The organism is Sphingobium psychrophilum (genome assembly GCF_012927105.1).
In the GTDB taxonomy this organism is placed as follows: Bacteria; Pseudomonadota; Alphaproteobacteria; order Sphingomonadales; family Sphingomonadaceae; genus Sphingobium; species Sphingobium psychrophilum.
The window spans coordinates 511466-537125 of record NZ_JABBFV010000001.1 but is presented as its reverse complement, the minus strand read 5'-3'; the positions used below and the strand labels follow the sequence as shown (position 1 = coordinate 537125).

Sequence of the window (25660 nt, the reverse complement as noted above, 5' to 3'; positions counted from 1 at the left end):
AAAAGGCGGTGGCGGGCGGACTTTTTCGTGGCTATCCTTGCGTCAAACACAAGGAGTGGATCGCATGAAGCTGGCCGTTTTCGCCATTGCAACCCTGACCGCCGCTTTTGCCAGCCTGCCCGCGCAGGCGGCCCAGCCCGTCACCGGCCGCTGGGCGACCGTCGATGGCAAGGCGATCGTCCAGATCGCGCCATGCGGTAGGCATCTGTGCGGGAAGATCGAAAAGATCGTGAAACCGACGCCCGGTCGCCCGCAGACAGACATCAAGAACCCCGATGCCGCGCTAAGGTCCAAGCCGCTCGTCGGCCTCGCCCTGCTCACCGGCTTCGAGGATGCCGGCGAACATTGGAAAGGAACGATCTACGATCCCGAAGGTGGCAAAAGCTATATGTCCAAGTTGACCCGCAACGGCAATGGCACGCTGAAGGTACAGGGCTGCATCGCATCCTTCCTGTGCAAGACCCAGACCTGGATGCCGGTGCGCTAGATCTGGACCAAGTGCGCGACATCCTTCGCGCTTTCTTCGGCGATGCTGCCGTGGCGGATGATCCGGCCGTTCTGCATCGCGCAGTATCGGTCGGCGAAGCGCCAAACGAAGTCGAGATATTGCTCGACCACCAACACGGTCATGCCCAGTTCATCGCGGACATGGACGAGCGCCGCCTCGATCTGCTGCACTACATTGGGCTGGATACCCTCGGTCGGTTCGTCGAGCAGCAGCAGGCTGGGCTCCCCAGCGAGCGCGCGACCGATGGCCAATTGCTGCTGCTCGCCGCCGGACAGGAAACCGGCGGCGCGGGCGCGGATATCGTACAGCTTGGGAAACAGGTCGAAGATATGCTGCGGCACTTTTGCCGCGCCTTTACCCCGGCCAGCGAGCGCGGACAGGCCCGTCTCCAGATTTTCCATGACGGTCAGTTGCGGGAAGACATGCCGTCCTTGCGGCACGAAGCCGATGCCGGCGCGCGAGCGCTTGTGCGGTGGCAGCTTCGTAATCTCCTGCCCGTCGAAACGGATCGTGCCACCCGCCGACGGCCGCGTACCCATGATCGCGTGGAGCAGCGTCGTCTTGCCTACGCCGTTGCGGCCAATCAGAGCCATCACCTGCCCTCGCTCCAGCGCCAGGTCCACGTCCCACAACACCTGGCTCTGGCCATAGGCGCTCGACAGGGCGGTGATTTCAATCAGCGGCGCGCTCATGCTGTGTGGCCAAGATAGACGGCGGCGACTTCGGCGTCGGCGCGGACTTCGGCGATGCTGCCCTGTTTCAGGAACTTGCCCTGGTGCATGACGGTGACGGGCGCGGCGAGTTGTTCGACAAAGCTCATATCATGATCGATGACCAGGACGGTGCGGCTGTCGCCCAGACCCAGGATCAGTTGCGCGGTGCGGCTGGTTTCGGCCGGCCCCATGCCGGCGGTCGGCTCGTCCAGGAGCAGCAATTCCGCCCCGGTCGCCATGACCATCGCGATCTCCAGCCATTGCTTCTCGCCATGGGCGAGCGTCCCGGCCTCCACGGCAGCGCGATGGGTCAGGCCAACGCTTTCCAGCGCCTCTTCCACCGCCAGCTTTTCGTCCGCCGGGATGCCGGTGCCGAAACTCTTCCACCAGCGTCGGTCCTTGCGGGCGGCGAGCGCCAGATTGTCGCGCACGCTGAGCGTCAGGAGGACGCCGGGCGCCTGGAATTTGCGACAGATCCCGCGCGCGACGATCTGCTGTTCAGGCAGGCGCTGGATTTCCTCACCCTTGAACAGGACGCGCCCTTGGCTGGGGCGGACGCGGCCGATGATCGTATCGCAGAGCGTCGACTTGCCCGCGCCATTGGGACCGATCACCACGCGGGTTTCGCCGCGGTTGAGCGTCATGCTGAAATTGTCGAGCGCCTTGAAACCGCTATAGTCGATGGTGACGCCATCGACGCTGAGCAGCAGATCGGAAATGGCTGACCCGCTCATGCCGCCTTCCTCTTGACCAGACCGGCAAGGCCACGTGGCAGCAGCGTGACAACGAAGATGAAGAGTGCGCCCATGAGATAAAGCCACAATTCGGGGAAGGCGCTGGACACGGCGTCGCGTGCAAGATTGACCAGCAGCGCGCCGACGATCGCCCCGGCCAGGCTGTATCGGCCACCGATCGCGACCCAGACGACCATTTCGATCGAGGGCACGACGCCGATCAAGGCCGGCGACACCACGCCCGCGTGGAGGGTGAAAAGTGCGCCGCCGACCCCGGCTAGCATCGCGGCGATGGCGAAAGCGACGACCTTGAAGGGCGTAGGGCTGTAGCCGAGGAAGCGCACGCGATTCTCCCCGTCGCGCGCCGCGCGCAGCAATATGCCGAAGCGCGAGGCCAGCAGCCAGCGCAGCGCGACGAAGGCGACGCACAGAACCGCCAGTGTCACCCAATAGAGGCCCGATCCGGTTCCGGGGCTGGCGAGGCCGAACCCGAAGACGGAGTAGAAATCTGTGAGGCCGTTGAAGCCGCCGGTCACATCCTGCCGGCTGATGATGAGGGTGGAGAAGGCCAGCGCCAGCGCCTGCGTAATGAGCGCGAAATAAGTGCCGCCGACGCGCCGGTGGAACACCGCCCAGGAAAAGAGCGCACCCACCAAAGTCGGCACGATCAGGATCGCGGCGATGGTGAAGGCGGGACTGGAAAAGGGCGTCCACCAGAAGGGCAGGCTGTCCCGGCCGCTCCACACCATGAAATCGGGTATTTCGCCCGAAGGCAGGTCGGCCAGCTTCATGTGCAGGGCGATGGCGTAACCGCCCAGGCCGAAAAAGACCCCCTGCCCCAGGCTCAAAATGCCGCCATGGCCCCAGATGAGGACGAGGCCGAGCGCAAGGATGCCCATCGCCATGAAGCGGGCGAGCAGGTTGAGGTCATAGGCCGACAGCGCAAAGGGCGCGACCAATCCCAGCGCCAGCAATAGCCAGGGTAGGAACGGTTTCAGCGGATCAAGGCGGGACAGGTCAGGCATCGAGCTGGCGGGTCTTTACGGCGATCACCCCTTGCGGGCGGACCTGGATGAAGAGGATGACGAAGACGAGCAGCAGCATCTGTGCGACGCTCACGTCGACGAAGATCTGCGCCAGCGCGGCGAACAGGCCGAGAATGATCGCCGAGGCGGTCGTGCCGACGATGCTACCCAGGCCACCCATCACGACGACGAGGAAGGCCGGGATGATATAGCTTTGCCCGACATTGGGCGTGACCGGGCCGAGCAGCGCCAGCATGACGCCGGCCAGACCCGCGACGCCGGAGCCGAGGCAGAAGATAGTGAAATCCACCCGCTTGACGTCGATGCCGGAGGCCGACGCCATCATCCGATCCTGATTGACGGCACGGACCAGCAAGCCGATCCGGGTCTTGAGCAGCAGCAGCGCCAGGCCGCCCAGCACGAGGGCCGCGATCAGGATGATGAACAGGCGCGCCGATGGCAGGGTCACGCCAAAAACCACGAAGCTGCCGGTCAGCCATTCGGGTGCGCGCACCTCCACCCCGACCGCGCCGAACAGGTCGCGTGCGCCCTGTTGCAGGATCAGGCTGACACCCCAGGTCGCAAGCAGCGTGTCGAGCGGGCGCGCGGACAGGCGGCGGATCAAGGTCGATTGGATAAGGCCGCCCATCGCCGCCGCGCCGACGAAAGCGACCGGGATGGCGAGGATGATCCCCAGCGCCCCAGGCACGACGAGCAGCGTCATCCAGGCGAGATAGCCGCCCAGCATCAGCATTTCGCCATGCGCCATGTTGATGACGCGCATCAGTCCGAAGGAGAGCGCAAGGCCCAGTGCGGCGAGCAGATACAGCGAAGCCAGCGAAGCGCCGTTGAATAGCTGGTTGAGGAAAAGGGCGTCCATAACCTACTCCCCCCCTCCCTTCCAGGGAGGGGGCAGGGGGTGGGTGGCGAGCGAAGCGAGCCTCCTTTGGAGGCTACCCACCCCCAACCCCTCCCTCGAAGGGAGGGGAGAAGAAAGGGCATCGCCCACCTTCACATCAAAGCTTGCAGGTCTTGCCAGGGAAGGCGAGCGCGTCATACGGCTCCGGCGCGATGTCCTTGCCGCTGTCGGCGATGATCTCGAACTGGCCGTCGGCCTTCAGCTTGCCGATATAGGCCTTCTGCACCAGGCTCTGGTTGGCCGCGAAGCTGACCTTGCCCATCGGCGTGTCGAAACCGCCGAGCGACGCCGCAGCCTTGCGCACCGCTTGTGGGTCGAAGCTCTTGGCCTTCTCCACCGCCGCCTTCCAGGCATAGACGTCGAGATAGCCATGGACCATCGGATCGGTGATCGCCGCGTCCTTGCCGAACTTCGCCTTATAGGCGGCGATGAACTTGCTGTTGGCGTCGCTGGGCAGGCTCTGGAAATAATTCCAGGCGGCATAGCTACCCTCTACCAGGCCCGCGCCCATCGCCTGTGCTTCCTGCTCGCCGATGGAGAAGGACATGACCGGCATGGTCTTGGTATTGATGCCCGCCGCCTGCAACTGCTTGAAGAAGGCCACATTGCTGTCGCCGTTCAGCGTGTTGATGATCATCGCGGGCTTGGCCTGCGCGATCTTCGCGATGACGCCGGAAAAGTCCGTGCCGCCCAAGGGCACATAGGCTTCGCCCAGTACCTGCATACCGCCCTTTTCGATATGCTTTTTCAGGATCAGGTTGGCGGTGCGGGGATAGACATAGTCGGAGCCGACCAGGAAGAAGCTCTTATGCCCCTGCGCCACGGCCCATTCCAATGCGGGCAGCGCCTGCTGGTTGGGCTGCGCGCCTGAATACATGATGTTGGGCGAACATTCATTGCCCTCGAACTGCACCGGATACCAGAGCAGGTTCTTGGTCCGCTCGAACACCGGCAGCATCGCCTTGCGGCTGGCCGAGGTCCAGCCACCAAAGACGGTCGACACGCCGTCGCTTTCGATCAGCTTCGACGCCTTTTGCGCGAAAGTGGATGGGTCGGATGCGCCATCCTCGACCAGGGCGTTGATCTGCTTGCCCATCACGCCGCCGGCCGCGTTGATCTCTTCGATCGCCAGCATCTCGGCATTTTTCACGGTGATCTCGCTGATCGCCATAGTGCCGGTCAGCGACTGGAGAACACCGACCGAGACAGTATCGCCCGCAGGCGCGCTGGCGTTGCCGCCGCCGCCCGAACAGGCGGTCAGCGCCAGGGCGCAGGCGGAAGTGGCAAGCAAAAGCAGCCTAGAACGGATCATGATGTGAAGGTCTCCCTGAGGCAGGACCGAATGCGGCACCGCAGCAATCTGGTGCCTAAAGGCTATGGAAAGCCGCCTAGCCCCCGTATGCGTCATTTGACGTAGGCTTGGCCGCACCGCTTCCCTCTAATATTGCGGACATGGCGAACAGGGCGGAATCCATGGATATTATGGCGACGGGCAAGGCGGCGACGTCGCCGCGTCCATGGCGCAATCCGATGCGGGGGATCGGCCGGGTAGCGCGCGATCCGCTCTTCGCGTTTCTGCTGGCCGGCGTTGCGCTGTTCGGCGGTTATCAAGTCGTCCAGCATTTCGAAAAGCCGCCAGTCATCTTCACGCCAGAGATCGAGCAAGCGCAGGTCGCGGACCTGGAGACGCTGACCGGGCGCAAGGCGACGGCGCAGGACCGCGCGCAGCTAAAGGCCGAATATCTGGCCGAAGAATTGCTGTTCCGCGAAGCGATCGACCGCAACATGCACCTGACCGATGGCGAGACGCGCAAGCGGCTGGTCGACAAGGTCCGCTACCTGATCGCCGGCGCCCCGCCCGAACCAAGCGACGAGCAACTGGTCGATCATTATTCGGAGCATCTGAACCTGTATCGCGCCGAACCGCGCACCAGCTTCACCCAGATTTTCCGCCAACAAAAGCCCGCCGACGCAGGCGTCCTGCTGGCGCAGCTCAATGCGGGGGAGACGATCGGCGGCGAGGATTTCTGGCTGGGCCGCGACTTCCCCCGCTATGGCGACTCCATGGTGCGCGGCATTTTCGGCCAGCCCTTCGTCGACACGCTCAAGACCGCGCCGGAAGGCCGCTGGATCGGCCCGATCCCATCCCCGCGCGGCTGGCATTTCGTGAAGAAGAGCGAGAGCATCGCGTCCGCCATGATCCCCTTCCCCGCGATCAAGGATCAGGTGCGGCAGGATTATGTGATCGCCCACAGCAATGCCGCCATTCAACAGGTGCTGGCGGGCCTTAAGGAGAAGTTCGATGTCGAGGAATAAGCTGTTCGCCCTGCTGCTGCTCGCGCTGGCGGCGCTGGCGCCAGGCACGGCGATGGCCGACATCTTCCTGTCCGCCGACTTCGCCCTGACCCGCGGCGAAGACCCGAATACCTATGAATTTACCGCCGCCGTCCCCGAAGCGGTGGGCCAGCCCGCGCCGCTCGCCCTGCCCGACGGCTGTCGCCAGACCGGCATGAGCCGCCAGACCGGCAGCGGACGGGCGCAATATGCGTTTGAGCTGGCGTGCGACCGGCCCTTTGCCGCTGGCGATACCATCCAGACGCCGTGGAAGGCCGATGGCGGCCGCTTCGTCACCAATGTCATGGGCGGGCAGGTCGATCGCAGCCTGACCGGCGACGCGCAAGGCATTACCGTACCGGTCGGCGAAACCGCCGCGACGGCGCGGCCGATCGCCCAGATTGCACCGGAATTTCTGGCGCAGGGCGTTTGGCATATCTGGCTGGGCTGGGATCACCTCGCCTTCGTCCTGTGCCTGGCGCTGCTGGCGCGCGGACGCGACCTGCTCTGGCTGGTGAGCGCCTTTACCGCCGGCCACTCCATCTCGCTCGCCATCGCCTTCTTCGAATTGGTGCGCGTGCCCGTGCCGCCGGTCGAGGCCGCCATCGCCCTGTCCATCGCCTTCATGGCGCGGGAAGCATTATTAGTGGGCAAGGGACAACAGGCATTTGCGTTCCGGCGGCAGGCGATCGTCGTATCGCTGTTCGGCCTGCTGCATGGCCTGGGCTTCGCGACGGCACTGGGCGAACTGGGCGTGCAGGCTGGCGAGAAGCTGCCGGCGCTGGTCTTCTTCAACATCGGTGTGGAGGCAGGACAATTGCTGTTCGTCGGTGCGATCCTGGCGGCGCTGGCCGGATTGCGCGCGATATCGCTGGCGACGCCAGTGCGGGTCGCGGCGCTTTATGCGGTCGGCGCGATCGGCTGCTTCTGGATGGTCGAGCGGGTCGCGGGGTTCGGCATCGCCTGATCGCGATAGCGGGCGATCGCCGCTCGCCCGCCCCGCGCGACGATGCCGCTCATATTCGCGACAGCGAACGAGACACCATGGAGGTTGCGCCGCTGCGGCACGCCGGGGATCGGCCGGGGATGACCGGACGCGAAGATGATCCCGTCGCGCACGACATGCTCTTCGCGCGGGCAGTCCCAGTCGAGCGACACGCCCAGCACCTGGGCCAGGCTGCCCGGATAGCAGGGCGTCCCTTCCGCCTCCCGCGCGGCGACGATCAGCACGCCCGCCGCCAGCGCCCTATCGGCGACCGCCGTGAACAGGTCGCGATGCGCCGGGTTCACCGTGCCAAGGCTGAGGTTGATGATATCCACCTGCGCCCCCACGGCCCAATCGATCGCGGTTACCAAGGCGCGCGCGGTGGTGCGCAACGCATCATGGAACACGCGGATCGGCAGGCATAGCGCGTCGGGTGCCTGCCCCTGTATGGCGGCGGTGACGGCGGTGCCATGGCCAAGGGCGTCGATGGTGTCGCACTCGTTGATCGCACCGTCGCCCGCTATGGCGATGCCGGGCAACAGACGGGTTGCGTCGATATGCGGATGATCGGGATGCACGCCACTGTCGATGATGGCGATACGGATCGGATCAGGCATCGACAGGCTCTGCGCGCGCCGTCATCTGCGCCCGTCCCTGCGCCAGCGTGATGATATGGTCGGCCATGCGCGCCAGTGCGGGCTTGTGGGTGATGACGATGATCGTGGCGTGGGGCAGCGCATCGCGCAGGCGTCCCGCCACCAGTTGTTCGGTGTCGCCGTCCAGCGCCGATGTCGGTTCGTCAAGGATCAGGATGCTGGGCTGGCGTAGTAAGGCGCGGGCCAGCACCACCCGTTGCCGCTCGCCCGCCGATAACGCCATGCCGCGCTCACCCGCGCGCGTTTCATAGCCTTCGGGCAGTTTTTCGATGAAGCCGTCCAGCCCGGCGGCGTGGGCAGCCGCCGCGATCGCCTCTTGCGACACATCCACCATAGCGAACCCGATATTGGCCGCGATCGTGTCGTTGAACAGATAGGGTGCCTGATCGACCAGGATGATCTCCCGCCGCAGATCGTCGAGGGCGTAGTCTCGCAGGTCGCGGCCATCGACCGTGATCCGGCCGCGGTCGGGATCGAGATAGCGGACCATCAAATCGGCCATGGTCGATTTGCCGACGCCGCTGGGACCAAGGATGGCGCTTAGGCTGCCCGCCGGGATCGTCAGGTCGATGTCGCGCAGTACGGCATCGCGATCATAGCGCATCGCGACCCGCTCGAAGCGCATCTCGCCCGCGCGTGCCATGGGCAGGGCCTCGCTGCGCTCCACGACATCGGGCTTCGTGTCGAACAGTTCGAAGATGCGCCCCAGCGACACCCGCGCCGACGCTAGGCCGGATGTCAGCCCCATCAGCGTCTGGATCGGTGAGAGCAGCCGCATATGATAGGTCATGAACGCGACGAGCGTGCCGATGCTCATCCCGTCATGAATGATCCGCCAGCCGCCATAGAGGATCACCGCCGAAGTCGCCGCCGTCATCAGCGTGCCGGGCAGCGCGCCGGTCATGAAGGACGCGACCTGCATCCGCAGCATCGACGCGACGAAGGCGTCGTTCTTGGTCTTGAACCGACCCACCTCATGCTCGCCCGCACGCAGCGAGGCGACGACGCGCATCCCCATGACGGTATCGACGAGCAAACTGCCCAGGTCCGCGCCTCGTTCGCGCATGTCGCGGGTCAGTGCGGTCAGGCGGCGTTGATAATAGCTGAACGTCGCGAGGCTGGCGGGCACCAGCACGACGCTCACCAGGAAGAGCCGCCAGTCGAGCCAGAGCATCATCGCGACGCAGCCGACGAAGAAAAGCAGGTTGCTGACCACCGACAGCAATGTGTCGGACGCGATGCGCTGCACATCGCTGACGTCGCTGTTCATGCGGGACACGAGGTCGCCCAGCCGGAAGCTGCCGTAGAAACGGGGCGACAGGGTCTGGAGATGGCGGAGCAGCGCAGCGCGGATGTCGTAGAGCATCGCGGCGGAAAGGGAGACATAGCGATAGCTGGCGAGGATATTGACGGCGAAGCCCGCGATGGTGACGGCGACCATGATCGCGGCGATGTTGACCAGCGCCCCCATGTCACGCTTGAGCAGCGCCTGGTCGATCATCAGCTTGGAGAGATAGGGCTGGGCGAGGCCGAGCATGGTCGAGACGAGGCTGATCGCCAGCACGACGAGCAAAGCGCCGCGATAGGGGCGCAGGAAAGGCGCCAGCCGTTTGTAGGTGCCCCAATCGGCGATGGGGGGTGGGGACTGGCCGCTCATTTCCATCGTGTTCCCGCGTAGGCGGGAACCCAGTTCGGACGGTAGGAATGGGTTCCCGCCTGCGCGGGAACACATTGTGGTGGGGCGACACGAATCATGCCGCGACCTGCCGCGGCACCAGCCTGAAACCGTCCAGCATAAAGCGTGGTTCGGGCAGCCTAGCCAGCAAACCGGTGCACATATGATGCCCCTCCATCAGCGCGTCATGCTGCGCGCGCCACCAATCGCCCTGCCCGCCATTGGCGTAGAATTTCGCGCAAAGCAGCAGGTGGCGGCGCATCGCCGCAATCAGCATCGATTGATAGTGGGAGAGGAGCGCGGCGCGATCCCCACCTTCGGCGATCGCGATGAAGACCGCCGCCGCCAGTATTGCTTCGCGCACCGATTGCGCCGTGCCGTCGCCGCAAATCGGGTCGAAGCCCAGCGCCGCCGTGCCGCAGGCCAGCCAATCATCGCCATGGAGCGGCAATTGCAGGCGCGGCGCAGCCGGAAAGGGCGTTGATGTCGCGCCGACCGCATCCACGACCGGCGCGATCAGCGCGCTCTGCCCCAACAGCTTGTCGAGCAAGCCACCTACGCCTAGCAACCAGCCAAAGCCCGGTTCCGCCGGCACCAGATAGAGCCAGCCTGCCGCCACGGCTTCGATCCGCGCCTCTTCGATGCAGGCGGGATCGCGCAATGTCACCTTGGTCGCTACCGCGTTGCGTTCGCCGAAGATGTGCATGTCCCCCAGCGGCGCGGGCGGCGCGGCATGGATGGTGAAGTCAACCGGGCCTGCTTCGGACGCAGGGATGGATGGCAAGGCCGCCTGGACCTGATCCTCCGACGCCAGCGCTGCGTCATGGGGCACCGTCACTGGTGCCCCGCCCCAGGCGACCATCCGCCGCTTTACGCGCGGCCGGTCGGCAAACAGGTCCGGCCGATCGAACACGCCGCGGATCAGGCGCAGGGCCGGATCGCTCAGCATGATCGTCGGCACGGACGGGCGGCGGCGTTCTTCGATTGCGACCCGAAAGCCCGCGCCAGCCAATATATGCGCGCATCCTTTGGCGGCGATGCCGCTGCCCCGGATGGCGACGATGGTCATTACCTCAAAGTCCGTTCGTTTCGAGCGCAGTCGAGAAACGAGGCAAAGCCGAGTTCAGCGGGGCTAAACGCATGGGTGGTGCTACCTGCTTCTCGACTTCGCTCGAAGCGAACGGAGGACATAGTGAACTTCATTCCACCGCGACCATGCCGGCGCCAGTGGTGTCGTTGCCCAGATCCCAGGTCGCTTCCAGCTTCAACGTCTTGGCGTCATAGACTTCCACGTCATAGCTGGCACCATAGATATAAAGCTTCTTCCCATCCATCGACATGCCGAAGCGGAAGCGGGAGCGGCACTGAAACTCCGCCTTGTCCACGACCGCGTTGGTTTTCATGTCCATGTGCCAGAATTCGCAGCGCTTGTTGCCGAGCTTCCCGTTGGTCACGACGGTATAGGCCTGGTTGCCGTCGGGCGTCATTTGCAGGCCGGCCATATTGTCCGGCGCAGGGCCGATCGGGGTGAAATCAAACTGGCGGCTGTTGAGGTCGAAGCGGGCGAGGCCGAACATCTTGTTGTGGATATAGGGGTCGGCCGCGTTGAACAGCGACACGAACTGGCCAGGCGTTCGGATCGTGTCGATCGCGCCGCCAAAGCCTACATTCTCCAGGCCCGTCCCTTCGGGCTTGGCCAGGTCGATGCGGTCGATGACCTTCATGTCCGCGACGGTCAGGATCAGCACCTTGTCGCCGAAGATGTAGAGATATTTGCCGTCTTGCGACACTTTATAGGCCGCGCGATAGCCCCCGCCGGCCTTCTCGTCTTCCTTGTCGATATCGACGGTGCGCACGACCTTTTGCAGCTTCAGGTCGACCACGCCGTACATCGGCTTGCTAACCTTGTAGCGGTCGATTTCCTTGTCGAAGCGGCTGATGACGGTGTAAAAATAGCGCCCTGTCGGATCGGCCGTCCCACCCCAAAAACGATAGCGGGTCGTGCTGTCGTTCAGGCTGAACTTGTTGATCACCTTGCGCGTCGCGGTGTCGATCACTTCGATCCCGCTGGTGGTGATGGTGGTGACATAGATGCGCTTGCCATCATCCGACAACAGCATCGATGTCGGCAGGCCGGTGTCGAGCTTGATCTTGCCCGTCACCGCTGCCTTGCCTTCGTCGAAGACCAGCAGTTCGTCGGGATAGCTGCCCATGAACAGGGTGGCGGCGGACGCCGGGAGAGCGGCGAGCGCCGCAAATCCGGCAGCGACGATAGTGCGATAGATCGACATGGCGCGCCTCATGGAAAAACGAGATCGAGACTGCGCCAGTCCTTGGTGGCGGTGGCGCAGTTGCTGGCCCAGTCGGGCGAATAATTCACATGGTCAGGCACCTGAACGGGCCAGAAGCAGGTGACGTAGCAGTCGTAGATGTCGCGCTCTACCGGCTGGCACAGGCCCGCCGTGCCGCCGCCGGCATCGACTTCCCAGCCGGGCGAAAAGGACAGGGTGCAGCCCATCGGCACATGCGGGCGCGGTTGCTGCTGGAGGGCGACCACATCCTCTTCCATGTCTGCGGGTGTCCCGGCCGACGCGGCCTCAATCTCGGCCACTGCTTCGCCGATCGCGCGCGCCTTTTTATTGATGGCACGAAGATGCTTCATGACAGGCCCTTTCGTTCAGCGAAGCGTTCGAGGAAGCCGGGATTCTGCACCGCCAGAACGCCGTAGATGCGCAGGCAGGTGTCGGTCCATTGCCGTATCCAGTCGCAATAATGGAGGTTGGCGTGGCCGGTGTCGCCATAGCGCACAAACGCCTCATGATGGCATCCGCCCGCGCAAAGCGGCCGCGCCCAGCAGCTCTGGCAGTCATATTTGGCCTCGACATGCCCCTTTTTCAGGAACGCGCCCTGTTTGGCGCGGTCGATGCCGCTGGAGACATGGCCCATGCTGTGCGTGTCGGCGTCGGTAAAGCGGTGGCAGGGGGACAGGTCGCCCGACGGGCTGACGCCCATCAGCCCCAATCCCGCGCCGCAAGGATGCGATTTGTTGACGCCCGATATCAACTCGCTGATCGTCTCGCTGACATTAGTAAAGCCGTGCGATTCGCCGCGCAGCGCATATTCCAGCCATTCGTCCGCAAGCAGGCTGAACTGCGCCAGCACGCTGTCCATGCCATTATCGTCCAGCGAATAGGCGCGCTCCTCCCCCGTCGTCACCGGGGCGAAGCCGACTTCGTGGAAGCCCAGATCATCCTTGAGGTGACGGAAGATGCGCACGACGTCGGTGACGCCTTCGGTCAGCGTCACGCGCGCGGTGATGGCGCGGGTCTTGTGATGCGCGATCAGCGTGCGCAGGCGCGGTTCGATCACCGCATAGCTGCCCTTGCCATTTTTATAGACGCGATGCTTGTCCTGCAATTCGGGCGGGCCGTCCATCGATACGGTCACGCCGATGCGGTTGTCGGACAGGAAGGTCACGATCTCCGGGGTCAGCAGCGTCGCGTTGGTAGTGAGGCTGTAGGTGATCCCCTTCCCCGCCGCGGCCGTGGCCGTGTTGGCATAGTCCACTACATCGCGCAGCAGCTTGAAATTCATCAGCGTTTCGCCGCCGAAGAAGGTGATATGCACCGCCTTGCGGCCGACGGCTTCTCTGATGAGCAGATCCACCGAAGCCTGCGCCGTTTCCAGCGTCATATATTTGGGCTTGCCCGCCGGCGTCGCGATCTTGTCCGCGCCAAATTCATAGCAATAGGTGCAGGCAAGGTTGCATTGGTTGGTGACGTTCAGCACCAGCGCCTGGAGCGGAAAATCGGCCGGCGGTGCCTGCGGCATGACCGGCGCGGCCGCGCCAAGCTGGATCAGCCGGGCGGCGCGCAGTTCGCGGACCAGCGCTTCGGCATCGGCCGGATCGGTCCCGTCGCTCGACAATTCGCGCACCAACGCAGCATGGGACAGTTCCTGCCCATCCAGCCGGGTCAGCACAGCGCGGACATCCGCGTCGATCTCGAAGATCGCACCTGCGCTCACCAGATAGACGAAGTGGCCACCGCCCGCTTCGAACCCATGATATTCAGCGCGGCGATAGCCGGGGGCCTGCATGACGGTCATCGCGACACCTCCGGTTGATCCCATTTCTGATAGGCAGGCACGGTCACGACCATGTAGGATCGGGCGCTCAGCGGTTTGCCGAACTTGTCCTTCTCCGTCTTTGCGGTCGCGACGACCCAGACTTCGCCATAATTGTTGCGGCCGAAGCGGCGGGCCGGGTTCGGCCCTTCCTCGGCAGGCGTGAAGAAGGCGGTGGGGCTGAGCGCGCCGACATATTTGGTGTCGTCGTCGTAAAAGACCGACAGAAATTCCTGCATCGCCCAGTCGGCCTCAACCGGTCCCACGGCGATGTCGTCGGACGTATTGGGCTTGCCGTCGAGGCCGTTTTCATAGCCGATCGCTTCGAACTGCTGATAGCCCTTGGGGAATTTGATGCCGCCCAACCGCGACAATGCGGTTTCGGGCGTCGCCTTGATATAGTCGATCTTGTGGAAGACCGGGAAGGCCTGCTCCAGAACCGCGCCCGCTATGGCGACGTCGCGCTGGCCGGACGAGGCACCGGGTGCGACATCGGCGGTAACGACCAGTTCTTTGGGGCTGGCGGACACGATCTTTGTAACCGTCACGCCTGCGCCCAGATCGACATCGGCGGCGCTGAGCGAGGCTGGCAGATTATGGCCCAGGATGCGCAGTTGCACGCCCTTCGTTCCAGCCTTCACCGGCCCCGGCATCACCGCAAGGATCGCAGGCGCAGCGGTCGCGCGGACCAGCTTCACGTCATAGCCAAATTCCTGATAGTCGCCCCAGAACCAGCGACCCTGCGCGCTTTGCTGGTCGGGCGCGAACCACATCGCTTCGCGCGCGGCGCTGCTAAGGTCATCTGGCTTGGCCGCGGCTGCGCCGGTGGACGACCCGCGCCAGCTGTACCCGGCATAGACGATGCCGGTGCCGGTCCGCCCGATCGTGCCGCCGTCCGTCAGCGATCGCAGGGTCGCGCTAGTGGTAAACTCGTCCGTTTGCTTGCCCGGTGCCACCGTAAGTTCGCCGACATAGCGGCCCTTGCCTGGCACCGATGCGACAACTAGCCAATCGCCAGCCAGGCGCGGATTGCGCTGGCGCGCGCGCCAGGCAGCCCATTCGGGCGTATGGAGCGGGGCAACCTTGGGCATATAGGTCAGCGCATAATCGCCGCGGGTCAGCTTGTCCTTGGGATCGTGGCCGACCGGCTGTTCGCTGTCCTCGGCCGGGCGGCGATATTGGGCGTCGGCCTGCGAATAAAGGGCGACGTGCAAGTCCTGCAACGTCTTCCATTCCAGCTTGGACCGGCGCCAGGATAGGGGCTGGGCAAAGCTGTGGCAGCTGGCGCAGGCGCCGCGCATGGTTTCGTTGGGAAGCACCTCATCGAGCATCCGCTTTTCGGGCAGGTACATGACCGGCCTCGCCTCTTCGGGCGCCAATCCGTGCGAGGCGGACAAAGATTTGACGATCGCCCGGCTTTCCTGCGGCGTGATCGCCAGGCCGTTCAGCCGCACCATGCGCTTGATCGCCTGCGCCCAGCCCTCCGGCGTGGTGCGGACCCAACTGATCCGCGACAAATTGCCCTTGGCATCGGCGGCGTGGCAGGCGCTGCATTTTTCGGCGACGAGCGGATCGGTGACAGGGATGCCCGCCTCCGTTTCCTTCAGCGTCGCGCCATTCGGGCCGCCATCGGCCTGGGCGAACACGACCGACGCGGAGAAGAGCGCCAACAGGCCAAATTTCGTGACGGGAAGCCGCTTCACCCTGTATGTCCCCCTTCGCACCCGGCCATTTGCCCTGGGCGCATGTCGAAGCCTAAGCAGGCGCTCGAACGGCGCTATTGCCCAAATGACGTATGGCGGCTGCGCAATCCGCCATCAGAATCTTGACGAGTGTCAGGATTTCTTTTTTGCACCATAATAAGCATCCTGCCCATGTTCGGACGACACCGGGCTCCAGTAGCGGGGCGGCAGGCCCTTCTTGCGCATGGCGATGCCGGTCAGGCAGGCATTCAGCAGATAATTGCTGTTGAGCGCACTCTTGTAGCTGGTGTCGAGATAGGGCGCGACTTCGACGATATCGATGCCCGCAATGTCGTTTTTCGCGCACAGCCGCCGCATGATCGGTTGCGCTTCGCGCATGGTCAGGCCGCCGGGAACGGGCGTGCCGGTGCCGGGCATGAAGGCGGGGTCCAGCACATCGACGTCGAAGCTTATCCACAGTTTCTTGGCATTCTGCCGCGCTTCGGCGATGGCGCGGTCCATCACCTTGTCCCAGCCATATTTCTCCACCTCGACCATCGTGTGATAGCGCATCCCCTTGTTGCGCATCCAGCCGAAGGTTTCGAGGTCGGGGCCGCGCGCGCGCAGGCCGACCTGGATATAATCTTGCGGCCGCACATGCCCTTCGTGCAGCACGCGATAGACGGGCGATCCATGGGTGATCCAATGGACGCCATTGCGGCCGACATCATAATGGCTGTCGAAATGAACGACGCTGACATTGCCCTTACCATGTACGTCTGCGGCCGCCGCCACATTGGGATATTCCAGGCTGTGGTCGCCGCCAATGACGATCGGGATCGCGCCGGTCTGGGCGATTTCACGGACCATCTCGCGGACGTGCGCGACGCTGCGTTCGGTGCTGTTCTGGTCGATGGCTATATCGCCATAATCGACGATCTCAAGCACGGAGCCGGGGTTGATCATCGCATACATGTCGTTGCCGCCCGCCCCGCCGGTCATGCGCATTGCGCGCGGCCCGTCGATGGCGTTGCGCCAGCCTGATCCCATGTCGAGCGGCGCGCCGACGATCGCGACATCGACCTTTCCCGCCTTCAAATCTTCCGGCGTCATCGCCACCGGCGCGCCTGCAAAGGTCGCGAAGCCCCCGCGCCGCCCGCCGATATAGCGACCCAGGTCCATTGGCCCGGCATCGCGCTTCGGGTCCATCACCAGCGGGCGCTTGGCCTTCCAGGCGTTGAACCAGGCGGATCGGGTGTCGAGCGGGATCGTCTTGGCGTCGCGCCCTTCCTTATATTCGACCTGCGCATGGAGCGCCGCGATCGCGTCGATATAGGTAGTGAGTTCGGCGGCAGGCATGGTGCGGATGCGGTCGAACAGCGCATCCTTATCGACATAGCGGCCGGTGCGCCCCTCCTTAATCAGCGCGACCTTTTCCGGCGCGATGCCCGTCAATTTTGCCGCGACATCGGCAGGCAGATCGATGGGCTTGGGTTCGCCCATAATATCTTCCTGCGGCAGGGGCGGCGGCGGGTTGGGCGTGTCAAAGCTGTTGCCCGCCACCACGGCGGAGGCTGCCGCGGCCGCCGCCATGCCCCATCCGCTTATCGCATTGATCGATGGCATGGCGGTTCTCCCCGGTTCAGCGCTTGGCGGTCTGGACCGGCGTCGCGCCCGTCTTGCGCATTGCGATGCCGCTCAAACAGGCGTGCAGGATATAGTTGGCGCTCATCCGGCTGACATAGGTAGGGTCCAGAATTGGGGCGGCGTCGAGCAGGTCGAAGCCCACCACCTTGGTCTGGGCGCATAGCTGGCGGATCATCGGAATCGCTTCGCGCATGGTGATACCGCCGGGCACCGGGCGACCGGATGCGGGCGCATCGCCCGGATCGAGCACGCTCATGTCGAAGGAGACGAAGATATTTTCCGGCCCCGCCTTCAGGCCCGCGATCAGATCGGTCGTAACCGCCTGCCAGCCCTTTTCCTGAATCGCCGTGGTCGGGACGATCTTCGCGCCAGCATCGATCAATCGCTTTTGCGTGGCGGGGCCAGCATCGCGGCCATGCAGGCCGACCAGCGTCACGTCGCTGCCGCGCAGCAAATTCTGCTCCAGCAGGCGAGTGAGCGTCTGATTGTCGGAAATCAGATGGTCGCCGTTCAGTTCGGCGTCGGCATGGGCATTAAACTGCACCAGCGCGACCTTGCCCGCGCCATAGATATCGACCATCGCGGCGACATCGGGGAACATGATCGTATGATCGCCGCCGACGATGAAGGGCACCACCCCCACGCTCGCCATTTCGGCGATCATGGCGCGAATATGGTCGAGGCCCCGGTCGGGCGCCATATAATCGGGGGTCAGGTCGCCATAGTCGGCGATAGAGAGGACAAGGCCCGGATCAACCCCGCCATCGGCATCCGCCCCCACCAGGCCGTCCATGCCGCGCAGCGCCATCGGCGCGTGCTTGGCATCACGCCAGCCCGACGAGAAATCGAGCGGCACGCCGACGAAGGCGACCTCCACCTTGCCCGCGACCAGATCTTCCTTGCGGATCGCGACCGGCGCGTCGGCGAAGGTTGGGATGCCGCCCTTCTGGAACATATAGCGTTTCAGGCTGAACGGGCCGTCGTCGCGCGCCAGTTTGTCGAACATCTTGGGACGGACCGTGGTGCTGGCGTTCCAGCCGCGCGCTTGCGGGTTGAGCGCGATTTCCGCCGGGTCGCGGCCAGCCTTATATTTGCTGTCCTCGACGACCGCCATCAGCGCGGTCGCATAAGCATCGACATCGGCCGCCGGACGGCCAGCGAGCGCGATCTGGAGCTTCTCTGGTGTCAGGCCGAAGCGCTCCAGCGTCGCCGGATCGGAGAGGAACGCTTTCTTCTCAGGCGACAAGCTGGCGAGCGGATCGCTCTGCGCGAATGCGGGTGCGGACAGCGTTACAAGGGTCAGGCAGGCGGCGGCGCACCGCGCCAGCAAGGTGGAGCGTGCCATCAATTCTTCTTCCCATAATAAGCGTCCAGCCCGTGATCGACCGAAACAGGGTTGAGATAGCCGGGCTTCAGCCCCTTCTTGCGCATGGCGATGCCCGCCAGGCAGGCGTTCAGCAGGAAATTGCTGTTGAGCGCCGTCTTGTAACTGGTGTCGAGATAGGGCGCGACTTCGACGATATCGATGCCGGCAATGTCATTCTGGGCGCACAGGTTGCGCATGATCGGCTGGGCTTCGCGCATCGTCAGGCCACCGGGGACCGGCGTGCCGGTGCCGGGCATGAAAGCGGGGTCCAGCACGTCCACGTCGAAACTGATCCACAGCTTCTTGGCCTTTTCTCGCGCTTCCTTGAGCGCGCGGGCCATGACCTTGTCCCAACCCCATTTTTCGACTTCGACCATGGTGTGATAGCGCATCCCCTTGTTGCGCATCCAGCCGAAGGTTTCGAGGTCCGGCCCGCGCGCGCGCAGGCCGACCTGAATATAGTCGCTACCGCGGACATGGCCTTCGCTGATGACGCGATAGACCGGCTGGCCATGGTCGAGCAGGTGCACGCGCCCGCGCCCGATGTCATAATGGCTGTCGAAGTGGATGACGCTGACATTGCCCTTGCCATGCACGTCGGCGGCCGCCGCGACATTGGGATATTCCAGGCTGTGGTCGCCGCCGATGACGATCGGGATCGCGCCGGTCTTTGCGATCTCGCCCACCATGTCGCGGACGTGATCGACGCTGCGTTCGGTGCTGTTCTGGTCGATGGCGATGTCGCCATAATCCACGATCTTGAGCGCGGCATTGGGGTTTATCATGGAATACATGTCATTGCCGGCCGCGCCGCCCGTCATGCGCATGGCGCGCGGCCCGTCGATCGCGTTGCGCCAGCCCGAACCCATGTCCAGCGGCGCGCCGACGATCGCGACGTCCACCTTCCCGGCCTTCAGATCTTCCGGCGTCATCGCCACCGGCGCGCCCGCAAAAGTCGCGAAGCCGCCGCCCCAGCCGCCGATATAGCGGGTCAGTTCGATCGGACCCGCAGCCCGCTTGGGATCGAGCGCACCCGACCGCTTCGCCTTCCAGGCGTTGAACCAGGGAGATTTGGTATTCAGCGGAATGGCGGCCAGATCGCGCCCGGCCTTATATTCAACCTGCGCATGCAGCGCCTGCATCGCGTCGATATAGGTGCTGATCTCTTCCGGCTTGCCCTTGCGGATGCGGTCGAACAGCGCGTCCTTTTCGACGTAGCGGCCGGTAACGCCGCTTTTCAGGAAATCCACTTTCGCCTTGTCGACGCCCGCCAGTTTCGCCTCGACATCCTTTGGCAGTTCCAGCGGCTTGGGCCGGCCCATATCGTCTTCCAGCGGCGTCTGCATCGCGGGGGTGCCGGCGTTCCGGTCGGGCGTTCCGGCGACCACAGCGCCGATCGCCGCGATCCCGGCCATGCTCCATCCGGTGATGGCGGTCATTGACGGCATGCATAGTCTCCAGCCCCGCAAGCGGGCATAGGCGTCAGATAAGGGACGGAAAATCCGCCTTCGACCCGATGGGTAGGCGGACCAGCCCTTCCATCCCAATGGGGCGTTTGACGTAGGACCACCCCATGCCGGGAGAGGCGGCCATGCTACGTCAAATGCCCCATGTTTGTGTGCCTGCGCGCTCCATAACTTCCTCCCAAGCCAAAGACCAAGAGGCGGCAGTTCATGCCACCCGCCGTGCCATTGATGCGTCACCTGCGCGCGATGGCCGATCAAGGCAGAGGATTACGACCGGGGAAGAATATTGCAAATGAAGGGGAAGACCATGTCGTATCGCGCAAAGCTCAAGCTGGGACTATTGTCCGCGACGATCATATCCAGCGCTGCGGCGGCCATGCCCGCCATGGCCCAGACCGCGCCCCCGCAGGCAGCGGCCGAAGCGGACGGCGACGTCATCGTCGTCACCGGCACCCGCCGCAGCACCACGCTGATGGAAACGCCGATCAATATTTCGGCCGTGGGCGCCGAACAGCTGGCCAGCCAGCAGATCGATGACATTCGCGACATAGCCGCCTTCACGTCGGGCATCACCATTACCGATACCGGCCCCTATGGTGCCGCCAACATCGTGATGCGTGGCCTGTCGGCCAGCGACACCAGCTCGACCGGCGGCAACAGCGATACCGCGATCGGCATCTATCTGGGCGACGTGCCACTCTATGTCGATTACAAGCTGATCGATCTGGAGCGGGTCGAAACGCTGCTGGGGCCACAAGGTACGCTTTACGGCCTGGGCACGCTGGCGGGCGCGATCCGCTACATTCCCAACCGTCCCGATCCGACCCAGTTCAGCGGCGAAGTCTATGGTCGCGCCTACGACGTCGCCCATAGCAAGGGTATCGGCTATGTCGGTTATGGCGTGCTCAACATCCCGATCGTCAAGGACGTGATCGCGTTCCGCACCGTCACCGGCTATTATTACGATCCCGGCTTCATCGATTATCCCTTCATCCTGAAGTCGCCCGGCACGTCCCTGCCCCAGCCCGGCAGCGTCGCCAACCCCACCGGCACCGATGCCGACAAGGCGGCGAACTTTGCTGGCCGCAAGGATCTGAACTCCGAAAAGACCTTTACCAGCCGCAACCAGCTCGGTTTCACGGGCGAGGATTTCCAGGCCTATTTCACCTACGCTTTCCAGCAGACCAAGACCCAGGGCCGTCAGGCAACTGGCGGCAACGTGATTGGCGAAGGCAAATATGAAGCGCCATGGCGCTCCGCCGAGCCGTCCAAGCGTACTTCGCAGCTCGTCTCGCTCGAAGTGCAGGGCAATATCGCCGACGTTGCGCAGGCGATATTCGTGTCGGCTTACACCAACAAGAAGCGCCGCAGCTCGATCGACGTCACCGATCTGCTGCTTGACCTCGACTATGATTATGAGCTGTTCCCGGCCTTCTCCGGCTACACCCAGTCGCGTGGCACGGACGAACAATATAACCAGGAAGTGCGGCTGGTTTCCACCCATGGCGGCCCGTTCAGCTGGGTCTTGGGCGGCTTCTGGAATCGGCAGAACACCAATTCCGATTATCGTGAGATCGTTCCTGGCTACCCGGCTTATGCGGGCATCAACCGGCCCGACGAAGTCGAATATGCGTCTTATGTGAAGACCAAGCTCGACGAAAAGGCGATCTTCGGCGAAGGCAGCTTCAAGATCACGCCGCAATGGCAGGTTACGGCCGGTATCCGCTATTTCAAATATGCCGCCGACGTTCTGGGCGGCACCGCTCTGCCGCTCTTCCAGACCTTCCCCGCCATCAATTTCCGTTCGCGCGCCGGTTCGACCGGCAAGGACGGCACGGTTTGGAAATTCAACACTTCCTACAACATAACGCCGGACCTGATGGCGTGGGCCACCTATTCGAAGGGCTATCGCATCGGCGGCGTCAACCGCGTCGCGCCGTGCGTCCTGCCGCTCCCGGCAGGCCAGAATCTCTGCGCGCTGGATAACGAGCTATCCTACGGCCCGGACAAGGTAAAAAATGCGGAAATCGGCGTTCGCGCCCAATTGTTCGACCGCAAATTGTCGATGAGCCTTTCGGCGTTCAAGATCAAATGGGACGGCATCCAGCTGGACGGCCAGACCGTCAATGGCGCGATCGGCATCATCACCAATGGCGGCGCGGCGGAATCGAAGGGCATCGAATTCTCCTTCGATGCGCGACCGATCCAGGGCCTCTCCATCCGCGGTAACTATAGCTATCTCGACGCGAAGCTGACCGAAGACGTACCCGCCCTGCTCTCCGTCGCCGGTGGCGATCTGGTCGGCGCCTTTGCGGGCGATCGCCTGCCCGGTTCGACCAAGAATAGCGGCGCGATAGGCATCACCTATGACATACCCATGGGCGACAATGCGATCGTGCTGGGTTGGACCACCACCTATACCGGCGGCATCTACAGCCGCGCCGGCCTGCGTGGCGGCGGCGAGCACATCCCGTCCTACACGATGAGCCGCGCGAACATCAGCTACAAGACCGACGCTTATGAAATCGGGGTGTTCGCCAACAACATCTTCGACAAATATGCGATCACCGGCATCGGCAACGACCTGACCCGCTATGGCCAGGTCAATGACGGCGTGATCTATCGCGGCTACGCCCAGTCGGTCGCGCAGCCACGTGTGATTGGGGTGGAAAGCCGGTTCAAGTTCTGAACCGATAGCAACGGTGAAAGAAGGCGCTCTTCCGTACGGAAGGGCGCCTTTTTGTCATCTTGCCGGCGGCCGCAATACGCGCGGCGCTGCTTATACCAAAGCGCGATTATACTGGCTCATTGGGGATATCATGGCGTTCCCCGGCGAAGGCCGGGGTCCAGTTTCAGCGTCTGAACTGGACCCCGGCTTTCGCCGGGGAACAACGTGCTGTAGGTTCCAGTCAATGTAGCTTTGCTATTAGACCGTCAGCGTTCCGACAGATAATAGCGATCGGTCGCGCTCAGATCGTCCGCCAGTTCATAGACGATCGGCTGGCCGGTCGGGATTTCCAGATGGGTGATCTCATCGTCAGGAATGTTCGACAGGTGCTTGACCAGCGCCCGCAGCGAATTGCCGTGCGCCGAAATCAACACGCGCTTGCCCGCCTTCAAGTCGGGCGCGATCGTTGCCTCCCAATAAGGCAGAACGCGCGCGATCGTGTCCTTCAGGCTTTCGGTCGAGGGGATCGCGATGCCGTCATAGCGGCGGTCGGCCGACAGGTCGAACTCGCTGCCCGCTTCCAACACCGGCGGCGGAATGTCGAAGCTGCGGCGCCAGATCTTGACCTGGTCGTCGCCATGCTTGGCCGCCGTCTCCGCCTTGTTGAGACCGGTCAAGCCGCCATAATGGCGCTCGTTCAGGCGCCAGTCCTTTTCGACCGGAAGCCACAGCCGCCCCATTTCCTCCAGCGCCAGATTGAGCGTCTTGATCGCGCGTGTCTGGAAACTGGTATAGCATTGGTCGAAATCCAGCCCCTTCTCCGCCATCAGGCGACCGGCGGCGCGCGCTTCTTCCGCGCCCTTCTCGGTCACGTCCACGTCCCACCATCCGGTGAAGCGGTTTTCCAGGTTCCACGACGACTGGCCATGGCGGATGAGGACGAGAGTGGGCATTGGGCGCGTCTCCTGCACGATAACGGCGAATGATCGCCTTCCCATAACGCGCTAAATCGCACGCGCAAGCTTGTCGCCCCATCTACGCCCCCCACATTGCAGTCGGCGCGTCGTTACGATAGCCCGGCAGGGTATAACAACAGGAGCAGCAATTGGCATTTGTGAAGGGCGCCTGGCGCATATTGGTCGCGATCAAGGACGGCCTCGTCCTCCTCTTCCTGCTGCTCTTCTTCGGTGCGCTGTACGCCGCCCTCTCCTACTCGCCAAAGCCCGGCAAGACCGTATCGTCGGGCGCTCTGCTGCTCGACCTGGACGGCAGCATCGTCGAACAGCCCGCGCAAGTCGGCGCGATGGCCCTGCTTTCCGGCTCTGGCCCGGACGCCAAGGAATATCGCCTATCCGACATCGTCGCCGCGCTCGACGCAGCCAAGGGCGACGACAAGGTCAAGGCGGTCGTGCTGAACCTCGACGGTTTCATGGGCGGCGGTCAGGTCGCGATGGCGCGCGTGGGCAAGGCGCTGGACGCGGTGCGCGCCGCTAAAAAGCCGGTGCTGGCCTATGCCACTCTCTATAGTGATGATGGCTACCAGATCGCCGCCCATGCCAGCGAAGTGTGGAGCGACCCGCTGGGCGGCGTCGCGATCATGGGCCGGGGCGGATCGAACCTCTATTATAAGGGGCTGATCGACAGGCTGGGCATCAACACCCATGTCTATCGCGTCGGCACCTACAAGAGCTTCGTCGAACCCTTCACCCGCACCGAACAATCGCCCGAAGCGAAGCAGGCGAACCAGGCGCTGGCCGGGGCGCTGTGGCAGAACTGGCAGGACGATGTCGCGAAAGCGCGGCCCAAGGCGAAGATCGCCGCCTATGCCGCCAACCCGCTGGCCGCCGCGCAGGCGGTCGGGGGCGACATGGGCAAGGCAGCGCTGGCCAACGGGTTGGTCGACAAGCTGGGCGACGAAGCCGCCTTCGGCGAACATGTGGCCCAGATTGCAGGCGAAGCGGCCAGCGCCAAGGCGGGCAGTTTCGCCACGATTGACCTCGCCGCCTATGTGAAGGCGCATAAGCCCGCCAATGACGGCCAGATCGGCGTGCTGACCATCGCAGGCGACATTGTCGATGGCGAAGCCGGTCCCGGCACGGCGGCGGGCGACACTATATCCGACCTGCTGCTGACCGCGCTCGATGAAAAGGAATTGAAGGCGCTCGTCGTGCGCGTCGATTCGCCCGGCGGCTCCGTCATGGCTTCGGAGAAGATCCGCGGCGCGATCCTCAAGGCCAAGGCTGATGGGCTGCCCGTGGTCGTTTCCATGGCCAATGTCGCGGCCAGCGGCGGCTATTGGGTATCGACCCCGGCCGACGTCATCTTCGCTGAGCCGGACACGATCACCGGATCGATCGGCGTGTTTGGCATCTTGCCCAGCTTCGAAGGGACGCTGGCGAAGATCGGTGTCACCACCGACGGCGTGCGCACCACGCCACTGTCCGGCCAGCCCGACGTAGCCGGCGGCACCACGCCGGAATTCGACCAGATCATGCAATTGGGCGTCGAGGATATCTACCGCCGCTTCGTGGGCCTCGTCGCGCAATCACGCAAGAAGTCTCCGCAAGCGATTGACGCCATCGCGCAGGGCCGCGTCTGGGACGGTGGCACCGCGCGCCAGATCGGCCTGGTGGATCGGTTCGGCGGGCTGGAGGACGCCATCGCCGAAGCCGCGCGCCGGGCGAAACTCGATCCCGCCAAGGCGAAAGCCTATTATATCGAAAAGCAGCCCGACAGCTTCGCCGCCTTCGTCCAGTCGATCGCCGACCGCGAACAGGGCGACGCCAGCGCCCCGCGCGACATGCTCGCGCGCCAGGCGCTGATCCAGCGCGGCTGGGCGATGCAGGCAGTGTCGGACGTCAAAGCCCTGGTCATGGGCGCAGGTGTCCGCGCCGACTGCCTGGAATGTCGCGGCTATGGCGCTCCAAGGGCGGGCAACGCCGCGGATGAGGCTGGCCTGCTGGCGACGCTTGCCAAGTTGTGGCGGTAAGAGGCTGGGAACAGGCCTGCATATTATTTCAGTTGCCTGTTGAAACCTGATTTGACCCGACTTATATCTGGGTTGTTCCGGTCTCTTTCCCTCCCCCTATGAGGATCGGAACGCCCCCTCTGGAGGCCCCGCGCGACGTCCCTTGGTCGCCGGGGCCTTTTTATTCGG

21 protein-coding genes are annotated in these 25660 nt (G+C 63.9%); 5 read left to right on the top strand and 16 right to left on the bottom strand.

What is annotated here, in order from left to right:
- Positions 1-64 precede the first annotated feature (64 nt).
- Positions 65-487, top strand: a complete 423-nt coding sequence (locus HHL08_RS02740; RefSeq protein WP_169570920.1) for a DUF2147 domain-containing protein — start codon at positions 65-67, stop codon at positions 485-487.
- Here HHL08_RS02740 and urtE read toward each other — a convergent pair.
- The 5 genes from urtE to urtA all read right to left on the bottom strand — a co-directional run bounded on the left by urtE (position 484) and on the right by urtA (position 5211).
- The gene (urtE, locus tag HHL08_RS02735) at positions 484-1200 is read right to left on the bottom strand and encodes an urea ABC transporter ATP-binding subunit UrtE (protein ID WP_169570919.1); all 717 of its coding nucleotides are present in this window, start codon (positions 1198-1200) and stop codon (positions 484-486) included. The two genes, HHL08_RS02740 and urtE, sit on opposite strands and share 4 nt — an antisense overlap.
- Positions 1197-1955 carry an ABC transporter ATP-binding protein gene (locus tag HHL08_RS02730; RefSeq protein WP_169570918.1) on the bottom strand — a complete coding sequence of 253 codons (759 nt, stop codon included), beginning with the start codon at positions 1953-1955 and terminating at the stop codon, positions 1197-1199. Before HHL08_RS02730 ends, urtE begins: the two co-directional genes overlap by 4 nt.
- A complete protein-coding gene (gene urtC / locus HHL08_RS02725) occupies positions 1952-2980 on the bottom strand; it encodes an urea ABC transporter permease subunit UrtC (protein WP_169570917.1) in 1029 nt (342 codons plus the stop codon). Before urtC ends, HHL08_RS02730 begins: the two co-directional genes overlap by 4 nt.
- Complete coding sequence (gene urtB, locus HHL08_RS02720; RefSeq protein WP_169570916.1) at positions 2973-3860, bottom strand: urea ABC transporter permease subunit UrtB; 888 nt, start codon at positions 3858-3860, stop codon at positions 2973-2975. The genes urtC and urtB overlap by 8 nt, the downstream gene beginning before the upstream one ends.
- 136 nt (positions 3861-3996) lie before the next feature.
- On the bottom strand, positions 3997-5211 hold the full coding sequence (gene urtA / locus HHL08_RS02715) for an urea ABC transporter substrate-binding protein (protein ID WP_169570915.1): 1215 nt from the start codon (positions 5209-5211) through the stop codon (positions 3997-3999).
- 161 nt (positions 5212-5372) lie between these two features.
- Between urtA and HHL08_RS02710 the strand changes: the two genes are divergently transcribed.
- Positions 5373-6215: a peptidyl-prolyl cis-trans isomerase gene (locus HHL08_RS02710; RefSeq protein ID WP_169570914.1), complete on the top strand. Its 843-nt coding sequence runs from the start codon at positions 5373-5375 to the stop codon at positions 6213-6215.
- Positions 6202-7200 carry a HupE/UreJ family protein gene (locus tag HHL08_RS02705; protein ID WP_169570913.1) on the top strand — a complete coding sequence of 333 codons (999 nt, stop codon included), beginning with the start codon at positions 6202-6204 and terminating at the stop codon, positions 7198-7200. The genes HHL08_RS02710 and HHL08_RS02705 overlap by 14 nt, the downstream gene beginning before the upstream one ends.
- Here HHL08_RS02705 and qhpE read toward each other — a convergent pair.
- From qhpE to HHL08_RS02655, 10 genes are all read right to left on the bottom strand, one after another.
- Positions 7134-7835 (bottom strand): subtilisin-like serine protease QhpE, encoded by a 702-nt coding sequence (gene qhpE / locus HHL08_RS02700; RefSeq protein WP_169570912.1) that lies wholly within the window; start codon positions 7833-7835, stop codon positions 7134-7136. The two genes, HHL08_RS02705 and qhpE, sit on opposite strands and share 67 nt — an antisense overlap.
- A complete protein-coding gene (locus HHL08_RS02695) occupies positions 7828-9531 on the bottom strand; it encodes an ABC transporter ATP-binding protein (protein WP_169570911.1) in 1704 nt (567 codons plus the stop codon). Before HHL08_RS02695 ends, qhpE begins: the two co-directional genes overlap by 8 nt.
- A gap of 94 nt (positions 9532-9625) precedes the next feature.
- Complete coding sequence (locus tag HHL08_RS02690) at positions 9626-10618, bottom strand: hypothetical protein (RefSeq protein WP_169570910.1); 993 nt, start codon at positions 10616-10618, stop codon at positions 9626-9628.
- A gap of 130 nt (positions 10619-10748) precedes the next feature.
- Entirely contained in the window at positions 10749-11840 is a 1092-nt protein-coding gene (locus HHL08_RS02685) for a YncE family protein (RefSeq protein ID WP_169570909.1), read from the bottom strand.
- An 8-nt stretch (positions 11841-11848) separates the two neighbouring features.
- Entirely contained in the window at positions 11849-12211 is a 363-nt protein-coding gene (qhpC, locus tag HHL08_RS02680; protein ID WP_088182562.1) for a quinohemoprotein amine dehydrogenase subunit gamma, read from the bottom strand.
- Entirely contained in the window at positions 12208-13656 is a 1449-nt protein-coding gene (peaB, locus tag HHL08_RS02675) for a quinohemoprotein amine dehydrogenase maturation protein (RefSeq protein WP_169570908.1), read from the bottom strand. Before peaB ends, qhpC begins: the two co-directional genes overlap by 4 nt.
- Entirely contained in the window at positions 13653-15377 is a 1725-nt protein-coding gene (gene peaA, locus HHL08_RS02670; RefSeq protein ID WP_169570907.1) for a quinohemoprotein amine dehydrogenase subunit alpha, read from the bottom strand. The genes peaB and peaA overlap by 4 nt, the downstream gene beginning before the upstream one ends.
- Before the next feature lie 132 nt (positions 15378-15509).
- The gene (locus HHL08_RS02665; RefSeq protein WP_235954644.1) at positions 15510-16982 is read right to left on the bottom strand and encodes an agmatinase family protein; all 1473 of its coding nucleotides are present in this window, start codon (positions 16980-16982) and stop codon (positions 15510-15512) included.
- Positions 16983-16998: 16 nt separating this feature from the next.
- Complete coding sequence (locus HHL08_RS02660) at positions 16999-18348, bottom strand: agmatinase family protein (protein WP_169570906.1); 1350 nt, start codon at positions 18346-18348, stop codon at positions 16999-17001.
- Positions 18348-19817, bottom strand: coding sequence for an agmatinase family protein (locus HHL08_RS02655; RefSeq protein WP_235954641.1), 1470 nt, complete (start codon positions 19815-19817; stop codon positions 18348-18350). The genes HHL08_RS02660 and HHL08_RS02655 overlap by 1 nt, the downstream gene beginning before the upstream one ends.
- A gap of 325 nt (positions 19818-20142) precedes the next feature.
- Between HHL08_RS02655 and HHL08_RS02650 the strand changes: the two genes are divergently transcribed.
- The gene (locus HHL08_RS02650; protein ID WP_169570905.1) at positions 20143-22524 is read left to right on the top strand and encodes a TonB-dependent receptor; all 2382 of its coding nucleotides are present in this window, start codon (positions 20143-20145) and stop codon (positions 22522-22524) included.
- A 245-nt stretch (positions 22525-22769) separates the two neighbouring features.
- Here HHL08_RS02650 and gpmA read toward each other — a convergent pair whose 3' ends face one another.
- A complete protein-coding gene (gpmA, locus tag HHL08_RS02645) occupies positions 22770-23456 on the bottom strand; it encodes a 2,3-diphosphoglycerate-dependent phosphoglycerate mutase (RefSeq protein WP_169570904.1) in 687 nt (228 codons plus the stop codon).
- Positions 23457-23608: 152 nt separating this feature from the next.
- Here gpmA and sppA point away from each other — a divergent pair, with 152 nt between their 5' ends.
- Positions 23609-25492, top strand: coding sequence for a signal peptide peptidase SppA (gene sppA / locus HHL08_RS02640; RefSeq protein ID WP_169570903.1), 1884 nt, complete (start codon positions 23609-23611; stop codon positions 25490-25492).
- Positions 25493-25660 lie beyond the last annotated feature (168 nt).

What these genes read in the sequence shown, in the direction of transcription:
- HHL08_RS02740 (WP_169570920.1), top strand. Translation starts at nt 65, where the DNA reads ATGAAGCTGGCCGTTTTCGCCATTGCAACCCTGACCGCCGCTTTTGCC.
- urtE (WP_169570919.1), bottom strand. Translation starts at nt 1,200, where the DNA reads ATGAGCGCGCCGCTGATTGAAATCACCGCCCTGTCGAGCGCCTATGGC.
- HHL08_RS02730 (WP_169570918.1), bottom strand. Translation starts at nt 1,955, where the DNA reads ATGAGCGGGTCAGCCATTTCCGATCTGCTGCTCAGCGTCGATGGCGTC.
- urtC (WP_169570917.1), bottom strand. Translation starts at nt 2,980, where the DNA reads ATGCCTGACCTGTCCCGCCTTGATCCGCTGAAACCGTTCCTACCCTGG.
- urtB (WP_169570916.1), bottom strand. Translation starts at nt 3,860, where the DNA reads ATGGACGCCCTTTTCCTCAACCAGCTATTCAACGGCGCTTCGCTGGCT.
- urtA (WP_169570915.1), bottom strand. Translation starts at nt 5,211, where the DNA reads ATGATCCGTTCTAGGCTGCTTTTGCTTGCCACTTCCGCCTGCGCCCTG.
- HHL08_RS02710 (WP_169570914.1), top strand. Translation starts at nt 5,373, where the DNA reads ATGGATATTATGGCGACGGGCAAGGCGGCGACGTCGCCGCGTCCATGG.
- HHL08_RS02705 (WP_169570913.1), top strand. Translation starts at nt 6,202, where the DNA reads ATGTCGAGGAATAAGCTGTTCGCCCTGCTGCTGCTCGCGCTGGCGGCG.
- qhpE (WP_169570912.1), bottom strand. Translation starts at nt 7,835, where the DNA reads ATGCCTGATCCGATCCGTATCGCCATCATCGACAGTGGCGTGCATCCC.
- HHL08_RS02695 (WP_169570911.1), bottom strand. Translation starts at nt 9,531, where the DNA reads ATGAGCGGCCAGTCCCCACCCCCCATCGCCGATTGGGGCACCTACAAA.
- HHL08_RS02690 (WP_169570910.1), bottom strand. Translation starts at nt 10,618, where the DNA reads ATGACCATCGTCGCCATCCGGGGCAGCGGCATCGCCGCCAAAGGATGC.
- HHL08_RS02685 (WP_169570909.1), bottom strand. Translation starts at nt 11,840, where the DNA reads ATGTCGATCTATCGCACTATCGTCGCTGCCGGATTTGCGGCGCTCGCC.
- qhpC (WP_088182562.1), bottom strand. Translation starts at nt 12,211, where the DNA reads ATGAAGCATCTTCGTGCCATCAATAAAAAGGCGCGCGCGATCGGCGAA.
- peaB (WP_169570908.1), bottom strand. Translation starts at nt 13,656, where the DNA reads ATGACCGTCATGCAGGCCCCCGGCTATCGCCGCGCTGAATATCATGGG.
- HHL08_RS02665 (WP_235954644.1), bottom strand. Translation starts at nt 16,982, where the DNA reads ATGCCATCGATCAATGCGATAAGCGGATGGGGCATGGCGGCGGCCGCG.
- HHL08_RS02660 (WP_169570906.1), bottom strand. Translation starts at nt 18,348, where the DNA reads ATGGCACGCTCCACCTTGCTGGCGCGGTGCGCCGCCGCCTGCCTGACC.
- HHL08_RS02655 (WP_235954641.1), bottom strand. Translation starts at nt 19,817, where the DNA reads ATGCCGTCAATGACCGCCATCACCGGATGGAGCATGGCCGGGATCGCG.
- HHL08_RS02650 (WP_169570905.1), top strand. Translation starts at nt 20,143, where the DNA reads ATGTCGTATCGCGCAAAGCTCAAGCTGGGACTATTGTCCGCGACGATC.
- gpmA (WP_169570904.1), bottom strand. Translation starts at nt 23,456, where the DNA reads ATGCCCACTCTCGTCCTCATCCGCCATGGCCAGTCGTCGTGGAACCTG.